Source organism: Vibrio sp. OPT18, assembly GCF_015163615.1.
Taxonomy (GTDB): Bacteria; Pseudomonadota; Gammaproteobacteria; order Enterobacterales; family Vibrionaceae; genus Vibrio; species Vibrio coralliirubri.
This window is the reverse complement of sequence record NZ_JADDYK010000033.1, coordinates 221807-247105: the sequence shown is the minus strand read 5'-3', so window position 1 is coordinate 247105 and position 25299 is coordinate 221807. Positions and strand designations below refer to the sequence as shown.

Annotated in this window: 26 protein-coding genes and 1 pseudogene; 17 read left to right on the top strand and 10 right to left on the bottom strand. The window is 44.4% G+C overall.

Features of this window, described 5'->3' with window-relative positions; translation table 11 throughout:
- The first annotated feature begins 254 nt into the window (after positions 1-254).
- From IQQ51_RS07680 to IQQ51_RS07660, 5 genes are all read left to right on the top strand, one after another.
- Positions 255-1181 (top strand): glycosyltransferase family 2 protein, encoded by a 927-nt coding sequence (locus IQQ51_RS07680; RefSeq protein ID WP_193840736.1) that lies wholly within the window; start codon positions 255-257, stop codon positions 1179-1181.
- Positions 1182-1197: 16 nt separating this feature from the next.
- A complete protein-coding gene (locus IQQ51_RS07675) occupies positions 1198-2634 on the top strand; it encodes a lipopolysaccharide biosynthesis protein (protein ID WP_193840735.1) in 1437 nt (478 codons plus the stop codon).
- A gap of 136 nt (positions 2635-2770) precedes the next feature.
- Positions 2771-3103: a hypothetical protein gene (locus tag IQQ51_RS07670; protein WP_193840734.1), complete on the top strand. Its 333-nt coding sequence runs from the start codon at positions 2771-2773 to the stop codon at positions 3101-3103.
- Positions 3104-3201: 98 nt separating this feature from the next.
- On the top strand, positions 3202-3816 hold the full coding sequence (locus tag IQQ51_RS07665; protein ID WP_193840733.1) for a LysE family translocator: 615 nt from the start codon (positions 3202-3204) through the stop codon (positions 3814-3816).
- Between the two features lie 48 nt (positions 3817-3864).
- On the top strand, positions 3865-4299 hold the full coding sequence (locus tag IQQ51_RS07660) for a GNAT family N-acetyltransferase (protein ID WP_048609286.1): 435 nt from the start codon (positions 3865-3867) through the stop codon (positions 4297-4299).
- A gap of 42 nt (positions 4300-4341) precedes the next feature.
- On the opposite strand, the gene IQQ51_RS07655 is transcribed toward IQQ51_RS07660, so the two are convergent.
- The 4 genes from IQQ51_RS07655 to IQQ51_RS07640 all read right to left on the bottom strand — a co-directional run bounded on the left by IQQ51_RS07655 (position 4342) and on the right by IQQ51_RS07640 (position 7422).
- A complete protein-coding gene (locus IQQ51_RS07655; RefSeq protein ID WP_193840732.1) occupies positions 4342-4809 on the bottom strand; it encodes a DUF3429 domain-containing protein in 468 nt (155 codons plus the stop codon).
- Positions 4806-5351 (bottom strand): glutathione peroxidase, encoded by a 546-nt coding sequence (locus IQQ51_RS07650; RefSeq protein ID WP_193840731.1) that lies wholly within the window; start codon positions 5349-5351, stop codon positions 4806-4808. Before IQQ51_RS07650 ends, IQQ51_RS07655 begins: the two co-directional genes overlap by 4 nt.
- Positions 5352-5493: 142 nt before the next feature.
- Positions 5494-6813 (bottom strand): ABC1 kinase family protein, encoded by a 1320-nt coding sequence (locus IQQ51_RS07645; protein ID WP_193840730.1) that lies wholly within the window; start codon positions 6811-6813, stop codon positions 5494-5496.
- A 222-nt stretch (positions 6814-7035) separates the two neighbouring features.
- Positions 7036-7422, bottom strand: a complete 387-nt coding sequence (locus IQQ51_RS07640) for a thiol-disulfide oxidoreductase DCC family protein (RefSeq protein WP_061039329.1) — start codon at positions 7420-7422, stop codon at positions 7036-7038.
- A 386-nt stretch (positions 7423-7808) separates the two neighbouring features.
- Here IQQ51_RS07640 and IQQ51_RS07635 point away from each other — a divergent pair, with 386 nt between their 5' ends.
- Positions 7809-9599 (top strand): hypothetical protein, encoded by a 1791-nt coding sequence (locus IQQ51_RS07635; protein ID WP_050622092.1) that lies wholly within the window; start codon positions 7809-7811, stop codon positions 9597-9599.
- Between the two features lie 158 nt (positions 9600-9757).
- On the opposite strand, the gene IQQ51_RS07630 is transcribed toward IQQ51_RS07635, so the two are convergent.
- On the bottom strand, positions 9758-11101 hold the full coding sequence (locus tag IQQ51_RS07630; protein ID WP_193840729.1) for a sigma-54 interaction domain-containing protein: 1344 nt from the start codon (positions 11099-11101) through the stop codon (positions 9758-9760).
- 286 nt (positions 11102-11387) lie between these two features.
- On the opposite strand from IQQ51_RS07630, the gene IQQ51_RS07625 reads away from it, so the two are divergent.
- The 4 genes from IQQ51_RS07625 to IQQ51_RS07610 all read left to right on the top strand — a co-directional run bounded on the left by IQQ51_RS07625 (position 11388) and on the right by IQQ51_RS07610 (position 15340).
- A complete protein-coding gene (locus IQQ51_RS07625; protein WP_060982921.1) occupies positions 11388-11945 on the top strand; it encodes a DUF1439 domain-containing protein in 558 nt (185 codons plus the stop codon).
- A gap of 225 nt (positions 11946-12170) precedes the next feature.
- Entirely contained in the window at positions 12171-13733 is a 1563-nt protein-coding gene (locus IQQ51_RS07620) for a glutamate synthase-related protein (protein ID WP_193840728.1), read from the top strand.
- 274 nt (positions 13734-14007) lie between these two features.
- Positions 14008-14799 carry an arylamine N-acetyltransferase family protein gene (locus IQQ51_RS07615; RefSeq protein ID WP_193840727.1) on the top strand — a complete coding sequence of 264 codons (792 nt, stop codon included), beginning with the start codon at positions 14008-14010 and terminating at the stop codon, positions 14797-14799.
- 19 nt (positions 14800-14818) lie between these two features.
- Positions 14819-15340: an NADPH-dependent FMN reductase gene (locus tag IQQ51_RS07610; RefSeq protein WP_017071824.1), complete on the top strand. Its 522-nt coding sequence runs from the start codon at positions 14819-14821 to the stop codon at positions 15338-15340.
- 110 nt (positions 15341-15450) lie between these two features.
- Here the strand turns inward: IQQ51_RS07610 and IQQ51_RS07605 are convergent, their stop codons facing one another.
- Complete coding sequence (locus IQQ51_RS07605) at positions 15451-16263, bottom strand: enoyl-CoA hydratase/isomerase family protein (RefSeq protein ID WP_050644619.1); 813 nt, start codon at positions 16261-16263, stop codon at positions 15451-15453.
- A gap of 130 nt (positions 16264-16393) precedes the next feature.
- Here IQQ51_RS07605 and IQQ51_RS07600 point away from each other — a divergent pair, with 130 nt between their 5' ends.
- Positions 16394-17353, top strand: coding sequence for a LysR family transcriptional regulator (locus tag IQQ51_RS07600; protein WP_012604456.1), 960 nt, complete (start codon positions 16394-16396; stop codon positions 17351-17353).
- A gap of 152 nt (positions 17354-17505) precedes the next feature.
- Complete coding sequence (gene soxR / locus IQQ51_RS07595; RefSeq protein ID WP_017087167.1) at positions 17506-17946, top strand: redox-sensitive transcriptional activator SoxR; 441 nt, start codon at positions 17506-17508, stop codon at positions 17944-17946.
- Between the two features lie 17 nt (positions 17947-17963).
- Here the strand turns inward: soxR and IQQ51_RS07590 are convergent, their stop codons facing one another.
- Both IQQ51_RS07590 and IQQ51_RS07585 read right to left on the bottom strand, forming a co-directional pair.
- Positions 17964-18728 carry a carbohydrate deacetylase gene (locus tag IQQ51_RS07590; protein ID WP_059021074.1) on the bottom strand — a complete coding sequence of 255 codons (765 nt, stop codon included), beginning with the start codon at positions 18726-18728 and terminating at the stop codon, positions 17964-17966.
- 130 nt (positions 18729-18858) lie between these two features.
- Positions 18859-20187: a 6-phospho-beta-glucosidase gene (locus tag IQQ51_RS07585; RefSeq protein ID WP_193840726.1), complete on the bottom strand. Its 1329-nt coding sequence runs from the start codon at positions 20185-20187 to the stop codon at positions 18859-18861.
- 104 nt (positions 20188-20291) lie between these two features.
- On the opposite strand from IQQ51_RS07585, the gene IQQ51_RS07580 reads away from it, so the two are divergent.
- The 3 genes from IQQ51_RS07580 to IQQ51_RS07570 all read left to right on the top strand — a co-directional run bounded on the left by IQQ51_RS07580 (position 20292) and on the right by IQQ51_RS07570 (position 22205).
- Positions 20292-21176 carry a LysR substrate-binding domain-containing protein gene (locus IQQ51_RS07580; RefSeq protein ID WP_004736382.1) on the top strand — a complete coding sequence of 295 codons (885 nt, stop codon included), beginning with the start codon at positions 20292-20294 and terminating at the stop codon, positions 21174-21176.
- 76 nt (positions 21177-21252) lie between these two features.
- The gene (locus IQQ51_RS07575) at positions 21253-21633 is read left to right on the top strand and encodes a VOC family protein (protein WP_048609300.1); all 381 of its coding nucleotides are present in this window, start codon (positions 21253-21255) and stop codon (positions 21631-21633) included.
- Between the two features lie 170 nt (positions 21634-21803).
- Positions 21804-22205: a globin gene (locus IQQ51_RS07570; RefSeq protein ID WP_048616730.1), complete on the top strand. Its 402-nt coding sequence runs from the start codon at positions 21804-21806 to the stop codon at positions 22203-22205.
- A gap of 62 nt (positions 22206-22267) precedes the next feature.
- On the opposite strand, the gene IQQ51_RS07565 is transcribed toward IQQ51_RS07570, so the two are convergent.
- Positions 22268-22828 carry a hypothetical protein gene (locus tag IQQ51_RS07565; protein ID WP_086775032.1) on the bottom strand — a complete coding sequence of 187 codons (561 nt, stop codon included), beginning with the start codon at positions 22826-22828 and terminating at the stop codon, positions 22268-22270.
- Between the two features lie 365 nt (positions 22829-23193).
- Positions 23194-23964 (bottom strand): DUF481 domain-containing protein, encoded by a 771-nt coding sequence (locus IQQ51_RS07560; protein ID WP_193840725.1) that lies wholly within the window; start codon positions 23962-23964, stop codon positions 23194-23196.
- Between the two features lie 139 nt (positions 23965-24103).
- On the opposite strand from IQQ51_RS07560, the gene IQQ51_RS07555 reads away from it, so the two are divergent.
- Both IQQ51_RS07555 and IQQ51_RS26800 read left to right on the top strand, forming a co-directional pair.
- Positions 24104-24493: a DUF4345 domain-containing protein gene (locus IQQ51_RS07555; protein ID WP_017062182.1), complete on the top strand. Its 390-nt coding sequence runs from the start codon at positions 24104-24106 to the stop codon at positions 24491-24493.
- A gap of 9 nt (positions 24494-24502) precedes the next feature.
- Positions 24503-25299: pseudogene (locus tag IQQ51_RS26800) on the top strand (sulfatase-like hydrolase/transferase); the annotation flags it as partial.

Here is a 25299-nt window from a genome sequence, read left to right as displayed (position 1 = left end):
GATACGAACCAAGATCGAATCGTAGCTTTGGAGGGCTTTCTGATTGCTTTTCGAAGGTTACCCCTTAAGAGGTGGCTCGTTTTCTCAAATTGATAATCAAATTGGAGTTGCAGTTTTTTTGAACATCTGTGTTTGGTCGTCATTTTGAGAATAGGCGTGTAGGTGACTGATATAGAGCTGATTTCGTAGCAAGACACTCTCGGCATAGAACGTGCAACGTTAGCCATATAACGTATAAATCTGAGGGCGTCATTATGGCTAAAGTAAGTGTTGTTATTCCTACCTACAATTGTTTGGATTACCTGCCGAAAGCGATTGGCAGTGTACTAAAGCAGACTCATCAAGATGTTGAGCTGATTGTCATTGACGATAACAGTAACGATGGAACGTCGACGTATCTCGCTTCGATAGACGACGAGCGCATTATAATCATATCTACGTTGGGTGTTGGTGCGCCTCAAGCGAGAAACCTAGGGATTGAAAAGGCGACAGGTGAATACATCGCTTTTTTAGACGCAGACGATTTCTGGTTTCCTGAAAAAATTGAGCGCCAACTCGAATTTCATCAACGTTACCCTGATCTCGCGATGAGCTTTACTAACTACGAGCATCTTACTGAAGATTACCAAGTAATAGTCGACTGCTTTAGTTACTGGTCGCAATTTCAAGATCAAGACGAGCTGTTCATCAACATCGAGAACCCGCTGGAGTTCATCATTGAAAACAACGTGATTGGAACTTCAACGGTCATGGTGAAAGCGGATGTGTTTTCTCAAACAGACAGTTTCAATGCTGACATTAAGTATGGGGAAGATTGGGAGCTGTGGCTTCGAATGAGTGAAAACCATCAGATCGGTGTGTTGAACTCGGTGCAGGTTGGCTACTTGATGAGAGCGAGCTCTGTTACCCAAACTGAAAGTCTTAAATTGAGAAATTTGCAGTCTATAGAGACTATTCTTCAACATTACCAAAATGACAGTCAACGATGGAATCTACCCACTTCCAGCTTCAAAATCGCAAAGGCGAGAATACTGGAAGGCTACGCTGACTATTACCGAGGCTTACAACAAAACCGATTGGCCATTTCATACAGTATCCGCTCGCTAGTTTTGGCTCCGCAAAAACGAACGTTACGACATCTTCTTGGAGACTGTAAGAGTTTCCTAATGCCTGCATTGTAAGGAATAGGTGTCTGCTATGGGGTCACTAAAACAGTCTGCCTATTACGCCATTGGCATTGTGATGATGAAAGGGATCTCGCTCGTGATGATCCCCTATATTACTCATAAGATGACGTTGGCTGAATACGGTTCTTTAGAAGCCATTGTCTTGTTGGCTGACATCGGGACGATCTTATTTAGCTTTGGCATTGTTGAAGCCATGTATCGATATGTTGGCGTTGCTGAGGGTGAAGAAAAGAGAAAGCTGGTCTCGAACTGTTTCACGTTGAGTGTCTTGGTCTGTGTGCTTGGAGGGGCTTTAATTGCTCTTAGTATGCCGTTGTTGTTGCTGATGCTTCCCGTCGAGTTCCAACACTATCAGATCCTACTTCTGTTAATACCGACCATGTTAGATGGTGCGATTTCTATCCCGCTCACATTGATGCGAATGAATGCGATGGCTAAGCGCTTTTGCATGCTCAATGTAATGAAGGCGAGTGTGCAAGCTGTTATGACGTTTGTACTGCTTGAAGCGGGTTATGGTATTGATGGTGTACTCATATCTTCCGCTGTTTCGAGTGTGTTGTTGATGCTGTGTTTACTGCGTTATCAATGGCAAGAGATGGGCTCATTTGGCAGCCTCAAATACTCCGCTAAGATCTTAAAATTTGGATTGCCCACGTTAGTTGGTGGAGCTTCAATATATATGATTACAGGGCTAGACCGCTGGGTGATGGCAAGCTTTGTTGGTGTTGAAGAACTTGCGATTTATGCGGTCAGTGGCAAATTTGCGTTGCTTCTTGGTTTGCTACTGCAGCCTTATGCTCTGTGGTGGTTTCCAAATCGAGTGGCCATGTTGCAACAACCTGATGGTAAGAAAGAGTGTGCGGACAGAGCGCTCGTCGGCGTTAATTTAGCCATTGTATTGGGTTGTTTGATGATCCTCACTGTACCTGGTTTTATTACTTTGATTCTGCCAAGCAGTTATCAATATGCAGGCACGATTGTCGTGGCACTCTTGGCGATTGGTGTGATTAAGAACGCTGGGGATTACCTAAACCTTGGTTGTTTCAGCGGTCACTCAAGCCAATCGCAAATGTGGATACAAGGCGGGTGTGCGATTTTAGCTGCGATTGGTTATTTTGTTGTGACACCAATTTATGGAGTGTGGGGCGTTGTGGTGGTGCTTTTTGGCACTTATGCCGTGAGACTGTCGCTGCTCTATATCGTGAGCCAAAAAATGGAGTACTTACCTTATGATCACCGTAAATGGATGGCAGCGTTGAGTATCTCCATACTTGCCATTATTTGTGACCGAGTTCTTGGCTTGGCGCTGGTTGATGTTCATGATTTTGTTTTAGGCAGTTTTGTGGCGGTAGTGACGTTAGTGGCCTTCATTCGATACTCTGTTGTCCCAGTTCCAAAGGCGCTGCTTGATAAGTTTACGTTAGGCAAACATTCACATGTGAGTTGAATTCATGCCATCCAAGCTCTGGGCTTTCTAATCGGCATTCTTAAATATCATAATTCCTGATAATAAAACGCTGTTCATAATACTTCTGATTAGATAGTATTTATAAATTCAGTGAATATTAACGATGGAAAGATATATGAATAAGTGGATGCTGCTCCTTTCTCTGTTTTCAGCTGCCTCATACAGCGCCTCTGAGTTTTCAAGTGAGGGTATGACTGCTCCCGACTTCAATTCACCGGATTTTAAGCCACCTGAAGTTTCCCAACAGGAACAACACAATATCGTTTGTGAAAGTGTCGTTTGTAATTCAATCTCGCGATTGCAGGCAGTTCCTGAATTGGGCGAAGTACCGGATAGAGAGCCGAATAAAACATTAGAAACGATAGCGAGTGCGATTTTCATCGCGGGCGAAATCGGTATTGCAGAGAATTTGATTGAACCAGACGAAGATCATTATATTGTCGAGTAATGATTAATTAAAATGGCGGTATGTGAAGCGGTAAATACAGAGCTTTCTGCATTCGTTCATTGATTAAATATTTACGAAGTTTTTCACAAGGACGAAAAATGGAAATCTGGAAGTTAATGCTATTCATCCCTGCTTGTTTTGCGCTCAACATGACTCCGGGTCCAAACAATTTGTTATCAATGAACAACGCCCGTTGTTACGGATTTCAGGCCGCCTTTGTCGCTGGCCTAGGAAGAATCCTCGCTTTTTCTGGCATGATTGCTTTGGCTGCATCTGGCTTAGCGGTTGTGCTTTACACCTCTGAAACGTTGTTTTTCCTTATCAAGTTATTTGGCGCGATGTACCTGTTGTGGATTGCGTTCAACCTATGGCGCTCACAAGCCAGCCCGGTCGCGGATATCGAGCGAAATAAGAACTGGTTTGGTCTGTTTAAACAAGAATTTGCACTCGCTGCTGGCAATCCAAAAGCGATACTCATTTTCACTGCATTCCTTCCTCAATTTGTCGATGTTTCAGCGAACGTAAATACTCAATTCTTTGTTTTAGGAAGCACATTCTTAGTATTAGAAATGCTTGCGATTTCTATCTATGCGGCATTTGGTTTATATCTACGAAATTGGTTTTCAAAACCTCAGATGGCCAAGCGCTTCAATAAAGCATGTTCTGTGTTTCTTGCCTTATCTGGTGCGAATTTGTTGGTAAGTCGTCAGTAGTTCTTATTTTGCTTTTTAGTTTATAGTTAATCTTTTTAAGGTCGATGTATGAATGTTGTTTGTGCGGAAAAACAAGAGCTCGCTAATATTTACCAATTAGAACATGCTTTGTTTGGCGATCACGCCTATCCGCTGTTTTTCTTTCGTCAGGCATTTGATTGCTGGGGGAAGGGCTTGTTGGTGGCGAAACAGGATTCGCAGGTTGCGGGCTACGTGTTAATGACGCCAACCGACAAACAACAAGAGTATTGGGTTTTGTCACTGGCTGTAGATACTGCTTACCGAGGCATGGGGATTGGCCGTTCATTGATGCAGCAGGCGATAGAAACATTGCCCCAAGATTCCAAGCTGTTGCTTACTGTTGATCCAAATAACAACTCGGCTTGTGAGCTGTACTTGTCGATGGGGTTCGTGACCATCAAGGAAGAGAGCAATTATTTCGGTGACGATGAGCCTCGTCTGGTCATGCAGCTCATCGTCTAGTTCCCGTTTCATTGTGTCTATTTAGGTGCAGACATCCCACGCTTAGGTCAGCATAACGATACCGTGCATCAACACCACGCTAGAGGTCAGTCGGGTTCGCATATCAAAATAGCCGTCGGGGCCTTCGCTTTGGTTCTCTTCTCTCATGGACCTTTCCGCTCGCCAAGCCGCAATGTAGCCTAAGATCAGAATCAGTGTGGTGAGGAACTCTTGTTGCTCACCGAGTAGCACCGCTAACCAGGCTGCCAACACAATAACATTGCTTAGAATCAGAGCCTTGTTGCTGGATTGGCTTTCGAAGTTCTCTATCCCATTGCCCCACAAGATGCCCGACAAAAAGCTCAAGATAACCACGCTGTAGGTGATGAAGAGTGTTTCGCCGCTCAAGCTAAAGAATTGGCTGTCGGTGAGTGATAACAGTAGGCCGAATAAAAAGGGGATTAAACCCATATAACCGAGCTTGGCCATGGTGTTGCGTGTTTGAGTTGTGTCCAAGTAATCTGACCTCATAACTGCTGCTCTATTGCATTTTTGAGGGTACTACTGGTTGGCGATGTAGAACTCGGGAAGGTTGCTATCACTTTGCCTTCTTTGCTGACCAAGAACTTGTAGAAATTCCATTTCGGTTTGATACCGGCTTGTTGTTGGATTTCGGCAAAGACAGGGTTTGCGTCTGGCCCTGAGAGTGAAGCACGCGCCATCATCGGAAAAGTCACACCATAATCTAGGTAGCAGATTTTAGCGGATTGCTCCTCACTTCCTCTGTCTTGGCGAAAATCATTGCTTGGGAAACCAACAACCGTGAACCCTTCATCTTTATACGTTTGGTGAAGCTGCTCAAGTTGTTCGAATTGAGGCGTGAAACCGCATTGGCTTGCCGTATTCACGATCAATAAAGTCTTACCTTTGAACTCTTCACACAGCTCAATCTCTTCATTTGAATTTAACAGCCTTTGTTTGCCGTTAAGTATCTCAGGGCAGCTTGCTGAAAAAGCGAATGAACTTGTTAGGCTCGCGATTAGGGCGGTGGAGCACAGCAGTGAATGGTTCATAAGTCTGACTCATTTTAGTTGGCGTAACTGTTATTACTGTTCAGCGACTAGAAATGATCACTTTAAAGACCAGAATCGCTTCAGTATCAGTATCAGTATCAGTATCAGTATCAGCTATCAGCTATCAGCTATCAGTTAAGTATCAGCTGTCGCTTAGCAAATAGGGCTCCACCAAGCGTCTGATGTTTACCTTGGCTCCAAGGCGAGATGCCAGCAGGTACATGCCTCCGATCTTTCGGTGGAGGAATAGGGCATCGGCTGGTGGTGTGTGCCAATACTCTTGCTCCATGCTGAGTATGGTTCCTGCTTCACGAAGCCTTTGGGCCAAACCACTGGCTTTGAAGTCGTAATCTTCATCGACAAGCATGGGTTCACACGCCATTTTCACTAAGTTGAGAATCGCTTGGCGTTGGTCTGGGAGGATGGTCTCGCTAAAAAATCCAATTTGCTCTAGGGCTTTGTTTAACCCCTGTTCGTCATGATTAACTACAGATGTGAAAGCCATGCGATAACCATCACTGAATCGGTCGCTGTATTCACGGGTGGCACCGAAATCCAATAAGCCAATCTGTCTTGTTTGTTCCACATACAAGTAATTGGCGAAGTTGGGGTCGGTCTGCACCATCTTAAAATCGAACAATTCCCTGAACATGAGTTCGAGCAAGCTGTGCATCACAAAATCTCGAGTACTTTGATCATAACCTTCAATTTGCTCTATCGAGATGCCCTCAATGAAGTCCATGGCGAGCACCGATTCTGATGAGATTTGCGTATGAATCTTAGGTACGACGAAGTGAGAGTGCTCTTTTAATGCATTGTGATAACGAGTCGCATAGTCAGCCTCGCGAGCATAGTCGGCTTCATCATGTAGTTGTTTTTTTGCCTCTTCTAGCAAGCCTTTGTAATCGACTGACTTTGGTATCAACCCTACGATATTGAGCAATGTACCAACGTTATCCACATCACTGTCGATGCTTTTTCGAATGCCAGGGTATTGGACTTTGACGGCGAGTTTGTCTCCCGCATCGCTATAGGCTTTGTGAACCTGGCCTATAGATGCGCTGGCAATAGGTTTAAAGTTGAAGGAAAGGAATTCGGCTTTCCAATGGCTCCCGAGCGCGCTTTCTAACACTTGGTTGAGCTGCTTTGTTGGCAGAGGATCTGCGTCTGAGCGCAGGCGAGAAAGAATGTCGGCTAATTCAGGTTCTAAGACATCGCCTGCATCCATTGATAGCATCTGCCCCAGTTTCATTGCTGCACCGCGCAGGTGTGCAAGTTGATCGGTTAGACGAGCAATGTTTTGTGGCGTTAGCAGTAAGTCTTTTGCTTTAGGCCTGTTGCCTTGTGCTATTTGCTTGGTACCTTCCGTTAGTACATTACCCGCGACCCTTGTTGCCAGCGAGGCAAACTTACTGAATCTAGAAATTCGATGAGTGGGAAGGTTTCTCTCTTTTGCCGACATAAAGGTTCTCACTTAGTTATCAAGACTCACTACAAAGTTCTATAAATCATTACCCAACCGAATGTTTTGTTGTGGTAACTTGTCTCGCGAAACAGTAAACAGAATTTAAAGGACAAAACATGAAGTTTATTTGGTTAAAAGTCGCGGTTACCGTTTTAGTTTTTGCTGCGCTGTTTGGTGTGGTGTATTACAAAGTCGCAAGTGGTATGTCTTAACCAAGTACTATTTTGTGCAGCTGTTACCATCGCAGCGTGACTTTCCAGTTAGCCAGAAAGAGACTTTGTATCGGTTCTTGGCAAACCGAAGATAACACCAGTCGGCCACTGGCTTGAATATCGCCCAACGTAAAGGGGCGTATAGCCAACCTTTTCCTACTAAGCGCCACGCTTGGTAGGTCACGTCTAAACCTAGCAGCAGTTTTCCCTTCTCATCCAGTGCATGCAAAATGGTGTTGGCTGCGTCGGCATCAATCTGTGGGTAGTCTGAAAAGGCTTCACTGTGGATATCGATGGTTTGAATCTTATTCTCGGTATCATGCTTGGCAAGTGCCGCCATCTCTTTTGCGCACAATGGACACGTCCCATCGTAGAATATCGTAAGTTGTGTCATCGTCTGTTCACCTATCATTTCACGATCTGAACCTCCCGTTACCCGTCAATTCAACCGCTTGTTATTCAATAATCTAGCAATGGCTACGTGATTGTACCTTTTAAAGATCACTCTCCTCGTATCAAAGCTCTAAAGATGTCTGACTTAGACACTTTGTTCATCCTTCCAAGTCCTTGATTGTTTGGTCAAATCTCTGGTCTATGGACAAATGATAACAAAGCGTCCAATAAAGGTGTTCCGTCAATATATAAACATCAATCAAATCAATTAGTTGAACTTGGCTTGGAATATGCTCTATCGAACCTACGAATTGCTAAAGGATTTTCTCCAATTTGGGCAAGGCAGAAAACCCTAAAAGCATAAGTATGAACAAATGGAGAGAGAACATGAAGGTTATAAATTATTTACTTAGTGTGCTTTTGTTGTTTAGTAGCCCCCAGTTGGCGTGGGCTACTGTTGATGTGATGGAACTTGATGGTAATGCGACCAGTGATAATAGTGGTATTGATTGGGACGATGTAAATGATCCCAACAGCATGGTTGGGATTGCAGAATTTTTCCAAAAAGACCGTAATGGTATCGACCAAATCTTTTGGAAGGGTGGATCAAAAGATGATTCCGACATTACGGATTGGGCGTTCCGTACGGCGTCACCACAACCAAAAGATGACTTTACCAATGCGTATGCCGCTGCCTTTGAAAGCGAAGGCGATTTGCTAATTTACTTTGGTGCAGACCGATATGCGAACAATGGTGATATGTACATTGGCTTCTGGTTCCTACAAGACCAAGTAGGGTTACCGGATGGACAAACCAAAGGCGACTTTGTTGGGCAACATGTCAATGGAGACATCCTTGTGCTGATTTCATTCCCACAAGCGAGTGGCGGTAATCCGTATATAGAAGTGTTGCAGTGGGATTTGAATAATGGCGATGTCACCGACAACATGACGAGAATTTTCCAAACAGACGGTGATCCTAAATCGAATGATTTTGTGGGAGCTAGATGTGGCAGTGGTGCTGTTGGTGTCGATAAGATATGTGCGATTGCAAATGATGACTCTATCGGGGCAATACCGCTACCTAATGTACAAGGTTGGGACTACCTCGCGAAAACGGGTGAAACAACCTCTATTCCGACAGAGAGCTTTGTTGAAGGACGTCTGAATTTATCTGCGTTGTTGAACGATGAGTTTGGTATCAGCGACATCCCTTGTTTCAGTAGCTTCTTAGTTGAGTCACGAGCTTCTCGTTCGATTGATGCATCTTTGGCTGACTTCGTTGTCGGTTCATTCAGTTTATGTAGCATCAGCATAGCGGCGACTTGTAACACAACCAGCTTTACGGTTGATGGCATGTTTAACATCGATTACACCGTGATGGTAACCAATACTGGTCCAGGTTCGTTAGGCACCAATGGTGATTACGAAGTGGCCTTTTTATCGGAGTCACCAATCTTAGGCGCGCTTCCAGTGGTTGGTAATGGTGATGAAGTGTGGAGTGTCGGTGAGTCATTCTCATTCATGGGCAATTACTTGTCTGTAAATAATGGTGCTGTCGGTGTCATAGATGGTTCGGTGGATCTTGATGGGCTTATCGTGAATGCTCAAGCGCCAGTGGCCTACAATTGTCCACCAATAGACTTGAGCCCGATGGTTGAGATTTCTAAGGTGTGTAATAGCTTCTTAGAGGTTGATGGCGGTCAAGTTGTGCTTAAGAAAACCTATGATGTTGAAATATGTAATACCGGTGATATCCCATTGGCCATTGAATCGTTGGTGGATTCTAAGGATGACTCTTTGAGCCGTTCTGATTTACCTACTGAAGTAGTCAACAGCAGTTATTACCTCGACTTTGCTTTACCTTGTGATGATCTTGAGGATGTGACCACATGTGGTGCTGGCAATATGTGTAGTGCATTAAGTGCCGACCCTGAGCTGTTTGCTTGTAAAACGGGTGAAGGAGAGTGGATACCGAACTTTGGTGATGCGATTGGTCAAGTGTGTACACAAGTAAGTAAAACTTATGCACCAAATGTGTTACCAACCGGAACTGCAGGGATGCTATCTAATCAAGTGACAGCAACGTTTGACTCGCTGTTCTTACAAGAAGCATTTATGGAAACATCCAACATTGCAACCTGTGATGTTTGTCCATTTACTGTTCCTGAGCCATAAGTACTTTCATTAATTGAGTACGACTAAACTCTAAAGCAGCCTAGTTCGTTAGGCTGCTTTATTAGTTATTTAGTTATTTAGTTATTTAGTTATTTAGTTATTTAGTTATTTAGTTATTTAGTTATTTAGTTATTTAGTTAGCTAGCTAGTTAGGCGACTTAAATTACTATCTGATGTTTTTTGATCAGCTTGTATAAGGTTGTCCGAGAAATAGACAACGCTTTAGCAGATTGGGAAATATTGTAGTGGTGTTGCAGAATCACTCGACGAACATTTTTTGAAGAAAGTCGAGTGTCACTCTCAGTATCGGGCGAAGCGTCTTTTAATTGAATCCCCATATGACGAGTAGAGAGGGCGCTCGAGTTAGAAAGAACAATCGCCCTTTTTATGCAGTTGAATAACTCTCTAACATTGCCCGGCCAATGGTACTGTTTCATTTGCTCAAGGGTGTCACTAGGCAGTTTGGTTTTGGATGCGTAATTGTGCTTCAGTTCAAATCGAACCAAATCTTCAATGTCTTCTTTGTGATCATTGAGTGGTACTAGGTCTAATGGAAGTACATTGATGCGATGAAAGAGATCCTTTCGAAATTTACCCGCAGCAACGGCTTGTTCGATATTGACGTTGGTGGCGAAAATTACACGGCAATCTACGGGCAATTGGTTGTTACTGCCTAATCGTTCTATCGAGCTATTTTCAAGAAAGTGGAGCAGGTAAGTTTGCAGCGAAAGTTCAAGGTCGCCGATCTCATCCAAAAATAGTGTGCCACCATTCGCTCTTTCCACGTGTCCGACGTAGCGTTTGTTTGCACCCGTGAACGAGCCTTTTTCAAAGCCAAATAACTCTGAGTGAATCAGGGATTGTGGAATTGCGCCACAATTTACAGCGATGAAAGGTTTTTGACTGCGGGCTGAGGCCTCATGTATTAAACGCGCACATAGGCTTTTTCCTGTTCCGGTTTCCCCTTGAATCAGCACTGGAAAATCGTTGTTAGCGATCTTGGCTATCTTCTTTTTAAGTTGTTGGATGGTTCTGGATTGCCCTACCAATTGACATTCATGGCACGAGGCAGACTTAGGTTTAGTTTGCTTGGTGTCGACCATGCCATACGCATGGCCTAAATTTCGACAAAGCCATTCTGTATCAATAGGGAGGTGGTAATAATCCCAAAAGGTTTGCTTAATGAGCGATAAGTTGCGGCTTGGTGGTTGGTTGCAGATAGCGATTGCTTTTAAATTTGGAGAGTGAACCTTTAACGCTGATATTTGCTCACATTGTTTGTCGATTGAGGATGATGTTAGACAGGAAACGACAATTGGTGCGCAGCAGTGACTGCGGGAATTGAGAAAGTGAATGGCCTGTTCGGTGGTTTCTGCAATTTGAGCTGCCCAATTATGGAGACGCAGTTCTTCTACCCACTGTTTATGATGCAGGCATGCGGTGTTGCATAATAGAATCACGGAACGAGTTGTTGGCTCAGGTGATACTCTTTTTGATGGCATTGTGCTCACTCTTCATGTTTCGACTCCATGATGAAACCTTCAGTAAGCCCCCTAAATATCCATAAGCTTAGAAGCAAAATTCAATTAATTCGAGCACACAAATCTGATGGCGTTTGGCTGACAAGTGTCATTATCTCAAGCGGGAAAGCTAATCTGGTGCTTTACTTACTGATATTTATGCTTATTAATTAAAGGTATTCACGAATATCGTGTTTTTACTGTTTTGTTTATTGATGATCACACAGTAAACTCCGCGCTAATCACTAACGATAAAGAGCTGATATTGATGATAATTAACGTAGCAAAAAAGTTCATTTTGGCAGCTTCTGCGCTGGTGCTAGGTGGTTGTGTTAGCTACAGCGTGACTGAACAAGAAATGACAAACTACCTTCAAGATTCGGTGATGTTAGAACAAGAAGTCGGTGTGCAAAACGTTATGTATGCGCAAGTGGCGGTTGATGACTTAGCGGTGCAAATTGGTCGAGCTGATGCCGAGCGAGTGTCTGTTCTGGCGAATACCAATGCAAAGGTTCAAGTGTTTAACATGCCAAACATGGGGCTAGATCTGGATATCGAATTCAGCGCGATTCCCGAGTACGACAAAGAGAGTGGTGAGGTCTACTTAAAATCTCTGCGTCTTGAGCGCTTTGAGGAGAAGGGAAAGCAGCTTTCTCCTGAAATAGAGAAGTTACTAAAGCCTGCCGTTTCTATGATTGGCTTTGCTTTGTCCCAGTCACCGGTTTACAAATTGGACAGCAATAAGGTTCAAGAGTCATTGATCAAGTCATCGGAACCTAATCTAGTGATTAAAGACAACAAGCTGGTCATCGAGTTATTTGATTAACCCTTCCCGTTTACTTGGACTCAGATTTAAAACACAATGGCTGCCGATTTGGTGGCCATTTTTGTTTGTGTTGAACAAGCAATACTTCTGTTTTTAGGCTGTCTGTTAAGCTTGTTTTCTATGGCTCATTTATTGAATTAGCCGCGTATCTCACCTTTACTTTACTCTTGTGAGCAAGTCATCGCTTCAGTCATCAAATCATAAGAAAGAAAAGGTGAACGAACTATGAAGAATCCAGTAATAGCGGATAACAAACCCGTTAAGGTCGAGCTAACCGAAGGCGAGGAGTATTACTTCTGTACCTGTGGCAAATCGAAAAACCAACCGTTCTGTGATGGTTCTCATGCCGGAACGGGCTACAAACCAAAGAGTTTCGTGGCCGAGGAAACCGGCGACGCTTACCTGTGCCGCTGTAAGTATTCGAATAATCTCCCTTTTTGTGATGGCACTCATAAACAGTTTACGGCTGAGCAAGTGGGTCAAGAAGGCCCCGATGTTCATATCCAAGCAGCAACGCCCGATCTCTCACCAGCGGCTTCTGCAACCAAAGAAGAGCCCACGGTCGAGTTCATTCATCAATTAGCACGAGATGGTTTATCCAAAGTGGGCCACCATGGACCAATGACTTCAATGGGCGTCCCAAGATATCTATTACCTCACTGGGATGATATTCAAGTGATGGTCGCACAAATGGCGACCAAACCGTTATTGGAAAATGTGCCCGTCGGTACTGAGCTTATTATTGGGCCAAAAGCGAAAAAGCCGCTTAAATTGAACATCTCCTTGTTTGTGTCTGATATGAGTTTTGGGTCGTTATCTGAAGAAGCGAAAATTTCTTTAGCGACAGGCGCGGAGCTGGCCGGAACGGGAATTTGCTCGGGCGAGGGCGGAATGTTACCCGAAGAGCAAGCGGCAAACTCGCGTTACTTTTACGAACTAGCCAGCGCACAATTTGGCTACGATGAATCTAAGCTCAAAAATGTCCAAGCCTTTCATTTTAAAGGTGGGCAGGGGGCTAAAACCGGAACAGGTGGTCACCTACCGGGTGCGAAGAACATTGGCAAGATAGCTGAGGTGCGCGGCATTGAAGCGGGTACGGCTGCGATTTCTCCACCAACCTTTGTCGATCTAAAAACGGTCGAGGATTTCAAAAAGTTCGCCGACCGAGTTCGAGAAGTGACAGGTGGAATCCCGATTGGCTTCAAGTTGAGTGCCAATCATATTGAAGAGGATATTCAGTTTGCGCTTGATGCCAGTGCCGATTACATCATTTTGGATGGTCGAGGCGGTGGTACTGGGGCGGCGCCAGAAATGTTCCGTGACCATATTAGCGTGCCAACTATTCCAGCGCTTGCTCGTGCCAGAGCCTATCTAGACAAGCAAGGCGTAAGTGACAGAGTCACCTTAATCATTACCGGTGGGCTTCGTGTTCCAATGGACTTCGTAAAAGCGATGGCGCTTGGTGCTGATGGTGTCGCCATCTCGAACAGTGCCATGCAGTCGATAGGTTGTGTTGCTGCCCGAATGTGTAACACCAATAATTGTCCGGCGGGCATCGCGACTCAAAAAGCCGATTTACGCCAACGGTTAAATGTCGAGAAGGCATCGAACCAATTGAAGAACTTCTTCGAAGCCTCGACTGAATTGATGCAAGTGATGGCGAGAGCGTGTGGTCATGATCATTTGAATCAGTTTAATCCTCACGATTTGGCAACGTGGAATCGCGAAATGGCCGAGCTATCCGGAGTCGCATACTCTGGTGTCAGTCCATTAAACCAACTTAAGTAAATAGTATTTCGATAAAGCACATTCACTGTATTTTGGGTGTGCTTATTTTTGCCTGTGCAATGCCAATCTATGTTTAACCTTTCGTAATTAACTGCTTTATAAGTATTTTTAAATTATTTCCTATATTTTGAAAATATCGCTTTACCTCAAGTTAACTTGAGGTTTTATTATCATCCCCAATCTAAAAACATAAACAATCACCTTGTCATTTTTGAGCGTTGTTAGCTTGGAAGACGTCAGTCATTAGGTGATGAAAACAAATCAGGGGTTAGGTATGGAACAGCGTCAAATCACCGAATATTTTTCAAGAATTGGTTTATCCAAACCAAGCGATACCACAATCGAAAGCCTAACAGCGATCCATAGGCATCAACACCGAACCATTCCGTTCGAGAATTTTGATGTGGTTCAGGGGCTGCCTATTCAACTGTCTCAAGAGGCATTGCATGAAAAGCTGGTGGTTAATCAGCGAGGTGGTTATTGCCAAGAACTTAATGGGTTGTTGCTGAATGTGTTAATTCATATGGGCTTTGAAGCGAGAGCCTTGCTTGGTCGAGTACACCTAGCAGGAGAGCCTACAGGGCGTAGCCATCGAGTGACATTGGTGACGATTGAAGGTAAACAGTGGCTGGTGGATGCGGGCTTTGGCACCTTTACCCCTCGTGCTCCATTGCTGATTGAAACCAATATTGAGCAGTCTAATGACTTACAAACTTTTCGTTTTATCGAAGATGAACGATATGGCTTCTTACTGCAGATAAAGCAGGGTGAAGAGTGGATGAACGTCTACAGCCTAGACATGACGTATGTGGGTGCCAACGACTTAGAGTCGAGCAACTTCTTCACTTCAAACAGTCCGAAATCCATTTTTACATCAAACTGTATTGCGGCACTGCCGATTGAAGGTGGGATTGTCACGCTGCTTAACCAGAAAATTAAAATTAGCAAAAATGGCTCAACAGAGGAATGGCTACTTGAAGATGAGCCAGCGTACCTTGCTGCATTACAAACGTACTTTGGTTTAGCGCCAAATGTGCCTTTTCAAACTTTAGAGAAATGTTTCTAACCAAATTCGAGGATCAACAATGAAAGTATTAGCGATTGGCGCGACCAACAGTAAAGCATCGATTAACCAACAATTGGCAGCGTACACCGCAAGCTTAGTTGAGGGCGCGCAAGTAGAGGTGCTCGATCTTAATGATTTCGAGATGCCCATTTACAGTGAAGACAGAGAAAAAGAGTCCGGCGTTCATCAACACGCGCAGCGCTTTTTCAGCAAGATTGGCGAAGCAGATGCTGTTGTCATCTCTTTTGCAGAGTACAACGGTTCATACACCGCAGCCTTTAAGAATGTGTTTGATTGGACATCACGAATCGACATGAAAGTGTATCAAGGCAAACCTGTTGTGATGCTCTCCACATCACCAGGCCCAGGCGGCGCAAGCTCTGTGTTGTCGTCTGCGGTAAATTCGGCACCTTACTTCGATGCTGATGTGAAGGGGTCGATGTCGGTGCCAAGTTTCTACGACAACTTTAATGTAGAAACGGGTGAGATCATCAATGCTGAAATGGCCGAGAGCCTGAAATCGATCATGAGTCAGATTTAGCTGCTTTAGTGAGTGAGATAATTACAACATCGGTGCGCAGATAAATAGATAAATAAATAGTTAGATACATAAATGGCCATCAAGCGATGGCCATTTAATTGCGTCATTGTCTATTGTGATAACTCTGCTGCGGTGTCAACGAAGATACCTTGAATGTCTTTCGCTTCACGCTCAGTTTGTCCGCCATGTTTTAGAAACGCACCGATAATTGCTGCGGTTTTTTGCTCTTTTGCGCGCTCTAAGAAGTAACGCAGTTCTAGCTCAGCGCCCGCTTGCTCATCTTTGATTGAGGCTGCGATGATCTCTTTGTACATCACGATATCACGTACTTCTAATTGACTGATCACACCGAGTGTCGCTGCTAAGAAATCCTCTAGCTCAGCCTTCGGTACGAACTGCGTAATGATGTTACGGTCTTCTGCTTGCTGAGCCGTAAAATCGTTGCCAAGCAGCAAAGCTTGCAGCGCTTTGTTTTTGCCCATGCGTCTTGCAAATTGCACAGCGCCTTGGCCACCCGTTGGGATGTTTACATGAATTTCTGGTTGTGCGAACGCCGAGTTTTCAGTGCCATAAGCAAGGTCACACGCCATCACAAATTCATTACCGCCCCCACGAGCTACGCCATCAACTACCGCGACAGAGACTTGTTTCATCGCTTTAATGTTCTCAATCATGTGGTTGAATTCTATCGAACCGGCTTGTCCACCTTGCGTACCGTTGATCACATTGAGGTCTAAGTGAGCCAGAAAGAAGCTCTCATGTAATGATTTAAAGACCACAACCTTAGTATCACGATCATCTTTCAATGAAAGCACAAAGGCATTGATCTCGTTGATCAAGTCGAAAGTCAGCACGTTCACTGGTGGGTTATTGATTGATACCGTTGCGATGCCATTTTGGTTAGTCACAGATAGTAGTGTCATGGGGTGTTCCTCTATTAGGTCGGGACTGAATGTTGTCTCCGTTATGTTTAGCTACTATAGATTTGTAATAAGATGAGAAAAATAGTCATATTGGCACTTGATTGGTGCTTAAAATGCAACAAAGGGCGTTATGGATATATCGAGTCGTTTATTATTGTTACTTGAAGTGGTTGAGCTGGGTTCGTTTGTCAAAGTGGCGGAGCAAAGAAACGTCGACCGTTCCGTTATCTCTAAACAGATCAGCCGTCTTGAAGAAGAGCTGGATGTTCGGTTACTCAATCGCACCACTCGTTCGTTATCTCTGACAGCCGCAGGTAATGAGATGGTCAATCAAGCGCATCAGCTTCGTGCACTGTTGAACGATACTCGACGCTTGGCGCAAAATTATCATGCAGAGCCTCGAGGGTTATTAAGAATCACCAGCTCTACTATGTTTGGTCGACAATATGTTCAGCAGGCGATAGCGGTTTTCCAGAAGCAGTATCCAGATGTTGATTTTGAATTGAGACTCGAAGATCGAATCGTCGATATGGTTAAGGAAGGGTTTGATATTGGCTTCCGTATTGGTAAGCCCAAAAACTCTAGCCTAATCAGCCGCAAGATAGCCAGAAGTCGATTGTTGATTGTTGCTTCACCTGAGTTCATTGCTCAGCATGGCGAGATCAACACCATCGAAAAGCTGGAGTCATTACCTGCGACTATTTACGCTGCTCCGGGTTTGTTAATCGATAAGTTTTCTTATGTCGATCAAGAGGGGCAAGCGCAGCATTTTCAGCTTAATGCCGCTTATAAAGTGAATGACGTTGAGATGATTTCCAAGAGCGCGCTAACCGGCAGTACTCTCGCGGTCGTCACGGCGCAGATGATTGAAGATGAAGTGCTCAGTGGTGAGTTGGTGCCTATTATGACTCACTTAAACTTGGATGACTTTGGCACTTTTTATGCGGTGTACCCACATCGAGATGCACCCATAAAAACCAAGCTCTTCATTGATACATTGAAAACCATTGTCGGTGAAGATAAACCCGTGTGGGAGCAAGGCATTCCCGGATTTGACGACATGTATGGTAATCAGCGAACAAAATCATAGTTCATAGAATCAATACGTTAGGTTGCTTTGTTGCGCGTATTTTGTAACCTAGCCCAAACCTTAATTTGAACCCAAACTTCAAGTTAAAGTGAACTCTATTATACTGATCATTATCAGGATGAAACGGCTATTCAAACAGGAAGTGAAAGATCATGAGAAACATCGTATACCTCAGCATAGGCCAGTTGGCAGAGCGCAGTGGCGTGGCTCCTTCGGCCCTACGTTTTTACGAAACCAAGGGATTGATTGCTTCGATTCGTACTAATGGAAATCAGCGCCGTTATCAGTCGGCGATGTTGAGACGAATTGCGTTGATCCAAGTCGCGCAGTCGATAGGCTTCACGCTGGAAGAGATCACCGAAGAATTATCGACACTGCCGATGAACCATACCGCGACTAAGCGAGATTGGGAGCGCGTTGCTAAGAAGTGGCAGGGGCAACTCGACAGTAAAATGGCGCAGATTAAATCGCTACAAGAGAACTTAACCGGCTGTATCGGTTGCGGGTGTTTGAGTATGCAGAAGTGCCACTTGTTGAACCCTGAAGATATTCTGCATGACCAAGGGCAGGGCGCACAACGGATCGTTGAGTAGCCCTGAATTAATGTATCTTATCTGAGATCGTTGAATCCAATGCACTCAATCTGATGGTCAGCTAGCCACTGTTTTAGCTCTGGGCTAGTGAGAAGTTGATGCTCTTCGACGCGTTTATCACTGTAGCTTGATAGGGACTTAAGCTGTTCACTTGCCACTGATGAAGGGTGGCACATTAACTCAAGCACACCGTCAGGCATCATAGCTTGGTAGCTCAGTAATAAATCTTGCAGGCCATTCAGTGATATGCCTTCGTCAAAGAAACGCATGTCGAAAGCATCTGGCGTTGGCACTCGCAGTGCATCTTGGCCACTCAAGATGTTATCGATTCGCCTAACTGGCAGACCAATGCGATTCACTGTGCGGGTAAACGCTGCTTTTAGAGGTTTGAATACACCACCAAAGTGATGGCTGTCGATATGGTTGATCTTCAAACCGGCATCGACAGCGGCTTGATATTGCGCGTTGAGTTCGAGCATCACCTCATCTTCATTTACATCTGATTTATCGAACAGAATAACATTGCTAAAGAAGTGGCCGTGTTCGTCGACTAAGCTCGGAATTAACTCTGGTGGCGTCAGTGGTTTGCCTGCGGTGACCGTAAAGTGCAATCCAACTTCAGGGATTAAACCTTGATGATAGAGCTCAATCGCGTGCTGTGTACCCGGTTGATTCATCATGATGGTGGTCGACTTAACCAAACCCGCCTTGAAGCATTCAACGATGCCGTGGTTCACGCTTTCAGTGAGGCCGAAATCATCGGCGTTGAGTATCAATTTCATCATGACCTCTTATTAAAAGATTTGGATTCAATATCTTGAATGAGCTCTGCTGTCACTGAGCTCATTTGCTGTTATCACTGAGCTTATTAGCTGTTATAACCGAGCTTATTAGCTGCTAACAAAGGCCACATCAAGCGAGTCGATGAGCAAACGCAGGCATGAAGTCTAAGTTCTCGCGAATGGTTTCTTGCAAAGCCTCGTCGATGTGCGAACCACTATCGACGATAGGGTTTAAGATCAGAGCACGTTTTGCTGTTGCGATGTCACCCGTCATCGCCGCTTTAACGGTCAGAGTTTCAAACTCTTTCATCTGCTGAATCAAGCGCAGCGTGTCACTATCAAAAGGTTCAACGTTCAGTGGCAGGATCGCACTGCTGGTGATCACCGAACTCACTTCTACCGCGCAGTCATCGGGTAATCCTTGAATCGCACCATTATTGCGAGTGTTGACGTGCATGATAGAACGTTTGTTGTTGTGAATACTGCTCATCAGCTCACAGGCCGCTTCAGAGTAGTAAGCACCGCCTCGTTCTTCTAACAATTTAGGTTTGGTATCGAGCATCGGATCTTTATAGATCTCAAGCAGTTGCTTCTCAACTTGAGCCACCAAGTCGGCGCGATTAGCGTTGTTCTTCGATGCCTCAAACTCTTTATCTAAGATATCTCTGGATTGGTAGTAGTAACGTAGGTAAGCACAAGGAACGATGTTCAGAGAACGAATCAATTCAGCGTCCCATTCAAAGGGAGGGATGTTCTTTGGCATCATTTGATCGTTACCACCAAGGAGTTGTTCGATGAGTTCTCCTAACTTGTCTTCACCTTTATGAAGCACCTTACGAGCCCACACTAGGTGGTTTAATCCGGCGATTTGCATCGTGATATCTTTACGTTCTGCGCCGAGCATTTTCGCCGCGCCTAGCTCCATGTTGACGGGAACGTTACATAGACCAACGGTTTTAATGGTTGAGTGCTTAATCAGTGCTTCTGTTACCATGCCTGATGGGTTGGTGAAGTTGAGTAACCACGCATTTGGACACAGTTCTTCCATCTCTTTCGCTATATCGAGCGCAATCGGAATGGTTCGGCAAGCATTAGAGAAGCCACCCAAGCCGTTGGTCTCTTGACCGATCATGCGATATTTCAGAGCAATCCTCTCGTCACGTAATCTTGCTTCCATTCTTCCTGCGCGAAATTGTGAGCAGACAAAATTGGCGTCTTTCAGGGCTGATTTTCGATCCGTGGTGAGGTGAACATTAATCTCACAGCCTGCTTTGTTTATCATTCGCTTGGTGAGCGCCGCGATTATCTCTGCTTTTTCCATGCCTTCTTCGATATCGACCAACCACAGATCAGAGATAGGTAATTCGTGATGGCGCTTGAGCAGTCCTTCAACTAGCTCTGGGGTGTAACTTGAGCCACCACCAATCACGGTTACTTTGAGTTTTTGATTCTGTTGCATGCTGTTCACCATTTAATGTTGTAGATTACTTGGTTTAATTTATATGATGGTTACATACACCGACAAACCAGTTATGACGACTTATGAATTAGTGAGGTTAATGCATGGGACTGTTCGAAAATCGCCAACAAACGCTGTCATTGCTGCACACCTTTAGTGTTGCGGCTAAACACTTAAGCTTTACACTTGCCGCCGATGAGCTCTTCTTAACTCAGGGAGGGGTCAGCCATCGCATCAAAAAACTGGAGCAACAACTGAAGTTCAATCTGTTTGTGCGCAAGACAAGAAAGCTCGAACTGACGCCAGAAGGTCAGCGTGTGTTATCCATGTTAAACGTCTCGTTTGAGTCTATCTTTTCCGAACTCATGGATATTCAAACGGGTGAGCTAAGTGGGGAGTTGTATATCGCGACATCGCCTTATTTCGCTTCATCATGGTTAATGCCGCGTTTGCCAGAATTCAGACGCTTGTATCCGAATCTAAGCATCAAACTGCAAACCAAACAGAGCCAGTCAGATTTCCAATTTGAACCTTATGACGTGGCAATTTTCTATAGCGAAGGCCATTACCCCAACCATTACAGCGAGCGATTATTCAGTGGAGTAAGAACCCCAGTGTGCAGCCCTGAATACGCGAAACGCTTCAAACTAGACCAAGGCATTCAACACTTAGACGATGTTCGTTTCATTCATAGTGGTGATATCACTGCGTGGCAACGTTGGTTGTATGAAGCTCAAAGTGATACCAACTGCGCACTTCAGTGTGACTATTACAGTGATAACCGCTTGGCGATGGATGCGGCGATATTATCGATGGGGCTAGCACTAGGGCGGTTAGAATTTATGACACCGCAGATTGAACAAGGCTTGTTGGTCGCGCCTCTTATGAGTATTGAGTCGGGTAAAGGGTATGACTTAGTGTGCCCGAAAGGCATGGAGCAACGAACTAAGTTTCAGGTGTTTGCTCAATGGGTTAAGCAACAGTTGTGACAGAATAGCGTGCCTAGACAAACACGAATTATAGGTCTAGTTTAGGTGGTTCTTTCAATAAAAGAAGAGGTTAGTTATGTTCAGCCATGTTTTTCTCGGTACCGAAGATATTGAACGCGCGAAGGCTTTTTATGACCCAATCATGAAGGTGCTGGGTTATAGCGAAGGCTCTGTTGATCCCAAAGGGCGCTGTGTTTACGTTAGCCAAACGGGTGTGTTGGGTTTAACGAAGCCGATTGATGGTCAGCCTGCGACTCACGGCAACGGCATGACGGTGGGTTTTCTTGCGTCTTCTCCTGAAGTTGTAGATGAGTGGCATCGGGTTGGCGTCGAGAATGGCGGTACCAGCATTGAAAATGGCCCCGGAGCGAGAGGTTCTGATGAGCGTCGCTTGTACATGGCTTATTTGCGAGATCCTGATGGAAACAAGATCTGCGCAACTCACTTTATGCCATAGTTCGCTTTATGTCATAGTTGACGTTATGCCACAGTTCGCCTTATGCCATCGTTCATTTTATGCCACAGTGGCGTATACTTAGATCATGTTGATGGTTCGGAGTTGGCGAAGTCGCGGCTCTGAACTTGTTAGCTTCCCGAAGACTCAAAATTTTGCAAAGGACTGGCTAGATGAAACCGAATGAACTGTTTTATGAAAGCTTTGAGCGCTGCCGGATTGACCAAGAATTTCTCGAAACGTTTTTGGCGGATTTTTGCGAGCATAATCCAAGGTTTTCAGAACGTTTTGAAAAGATAGGGTTAGAGCAACAAACCAAGATGCTTAAAGCCTCGATCATTCTTATCTATAACTCTGCTGGTCTACCGAGCGTACGAAACTCGGTGAAAAAGCTTGGGAAGCGACATAAAGATTTAGGAATGGATATCTCTGAGCAAGAGCTCAACGAGTGGTTCAATTCGTTACTTAATACGGTTAAAAAATACGATCCTCACTATGATGAAAGCGTTGAACAAGCATGGACAGAAACGCTCGAAGCCGGCTTAACTATCATGAAGAAAGAGTGCGTAGTCTGAATCAAAATGTGTAACGAAGTAAGCCTCGTCTAACGAGAGGCTTACTCATTTTTTCTACTCAATTAAAAGGTAAAGCCTGCTTGGATACTTAGTGCCGACTCAGTGGTATACCAACCAGTACTTCCTCCGAACTCATACCAATCAAATCCAGCTCGAGTCACAAACTTGGAGTGGCCGAAAACTGGTTTTAGTGACTTATATTCTGCGCCGATACCGTAAGTTAAGCCAAGATCACCATGGGACCCTTTGTGGACTTCATTATTATCGCTAGATAGGAACACCAATTTGGTATCTGAGTGTGCGTAAAAAGCGCCCGCCTTACCATAAACAGCGAAGTTTTCGCTGAAGCTGTGCTTATACATAGGTGTTAATGAAAGCATTAAAGAATCGAACTCTTGCTCTGTTTTAAGATCTTTTTCATCAGTGCTGATAACAAGCAACGTTGATTCAACATACCAGTTGCTTTGCATGACTTGGCTACCAAATGTGAACTGGCCACCGACATCGCCATCATCCATCCCGAAACCACCTAGTGCGTACATTTCATTTGATGCAAAAGCTGAAGTTGATGCGATGCCGGTAACTGAGGCAATCGTAAGAGCCGCTAAGATTAATTTTTTCATTGTTTCCACTCTGGTTTGTAAATTTCGGGAGAGGATTCTAGCGATATTTTCAAAATAAAAAACACTGTTCGAATGGGGCGGGAAGGATTAAATGAAGATTAAATATCTCAAGATATAAACCTGTATTTCAATGATCTAAAATTACAATTTTTTAGATAGATGAAATGAGCGGTGTGCGAGAGTTACTCTATGATTTAATGGGTTTTCTATAAGGGAGGGCAGTGCATATCTCACGAAGAAAAACCTCTGGCAATGGAGGTCATCGCCAGAGAACAGAATCATTTGGGGCTTACGTTTTAATAGAAATTAAATCCAAATGACCGATATTGGGTTGGCCTAGGTTCTAACACGTTACGAGAATCGGATTAAAAGTGAGCAGCCCAACCAATCAGGAACCCTTGCGATGCGGTATCGTATTCAAAGGTGCCCTTGTTTTCGTAATCAACCCAAGTGGATTTGTAGGCAACATTTAAGTCAGACCAACTGTTTATCTGGTATCGCACGCCAGTTAACAGAGATGAAGTAAAGTTGGTGTCACTACCAAGCCCTGCATCAATGGTTGCGTGAAACTTCCAATCCTTATTGATCTGCGTTATCCATCTCACACCTATTTGGTAATCTATCCAATCTTCATCGAGTGATCGGTCTGTACTTAGCTTGCCACCTGAACCGTAAAGCTTGGCATCAATGTCGTTATCCCACCAACGAAGCCCAAACAGATAATCAATCGTGCCAAAATCGTATTGGTAGCGCTTAAACCCCTTCACATCTAAAACACCTTGTCGGATATCAAGATTGCCTTTTAATACCTCTAGGTTGCTACCTAACACTGAGTTTGTTTTTCCGCTTAACTTCATGAAGCTGTAGTCAATGTAATAGCCCCATTGATTGTCATAGATACCCTCTAAGCGCACCATTGCGGTCATATCAAGATGATCCATGATGAATGCAGGATCAACATCGACATCAGCAGATAAATCACTAATGGTGCTGTCTCCGCGGATGTTGAGTGCAAGCGCGTAAATTTCGAAGCTATGTTGCCACTTTTTTGTATCCGCTTGTGCACTTGCTTCCTGAGCATTTACGGTTGAACTTGCAGCCAATGCTGATGCGAGTAGGTAACGCCATTTAGTCATATTGATATCCTTATCTTTGATGTGAAATAGCACGAATATGAATGTGTGTTTTAACTATCCATTTTTCACATATGCAACTTGTATATTGCTGATTGTAGACTATGTTTTTTGAAAAGAGCCAAATTAAAAGAGTAAGGATATGAAGCCACAAAGCGTTTTTTTGTTCGTCGCTGTTTTGGGTTTAACACCGATTGCGTTGTCGTACGGTTATGCCCCCGTTGTCTCCCTTGATTATCTTTTCGGAATTGATGCTAGCCCCATCAATGTCACTCATATCTTTCGTGCCGTGATGGGGTTGTACTTAGCGTTGGCTCTGTTTTGGATAGCAGGGGCGTTACTAAAGAAATACCGACTGCCAGCACTCTACAGTTTGGTGGTCTTCATGTTGGGTTTGGCTGCCGGTCGAGTCATTAGCTTGTTGATAGATGGCATGCCTCACTGGCTACTTGTCGTCTATCTACTATTGGAGCTTGGCTTTGGTTTGGTAGGAATAAAAATGGTTCACAAAGAGCAATCTGAAACAGTATAAGGACATTCTATGAAAAGGATCTTCCACCTTGTTGTTCTGAGTTTGTTGAGTAGCTTTTCGCTATCAGCATGGTCAGCGCAAGAGCAACCGAATATTTTTGTTATCTTCACGGATGATATTGGGATATCAAACCTGAGTGCTTATCATAATGGTGTGATGAGTAGTGAAACACCGAACATCGATAGTATTGCTGAAAAGGGCATGCTACTGACAGATTATTACGCTCAACCTTCTTGTACGGCGGGTCGTTCTGCATTCTTAACGGGTCAACTTCCTGTGCGAACCGGCATGCACTCAGTCGGGTTACCGGGTGGTCCTGTTGGTTTAAGTGCTGACACGCCAACGCTTCCTGAAATCCTTAAAACCATGGGTTATGTTACGGGACAGTTTGGTAAAAACCACCTTGGTGACCGAGATGAATTCCTACCAACGATGCACGGTTTTGATGAGTATTGGGGTTGGTTGTATCACTTGAATGCAATGGAATACACAGAAGATCCAGATTGGCCAAAAGATGGCTCTTTGGATGCCTTTGCACCTCGTAATGTGATTTACGCAAGATCAGATGGTAAAGGTGGTCAAACGATCGAAGACGATGGTGCATTGTCGATCGAGCGTATGCGTACACTCGATGACGAAGTGAATAAACACGCGATCAACTTCATCGAAAGGGCGGTTGAAGCGGATAAACCCTTCTTCACTTGGTACTGTCCATCACGTGGTCACGTTTGGACGCATCTTTCACCTGAATACGAAGCGATGCTCGGCCAAAATGGTTGGGGGCTTCAAGAAGTGGTCATGAAAGA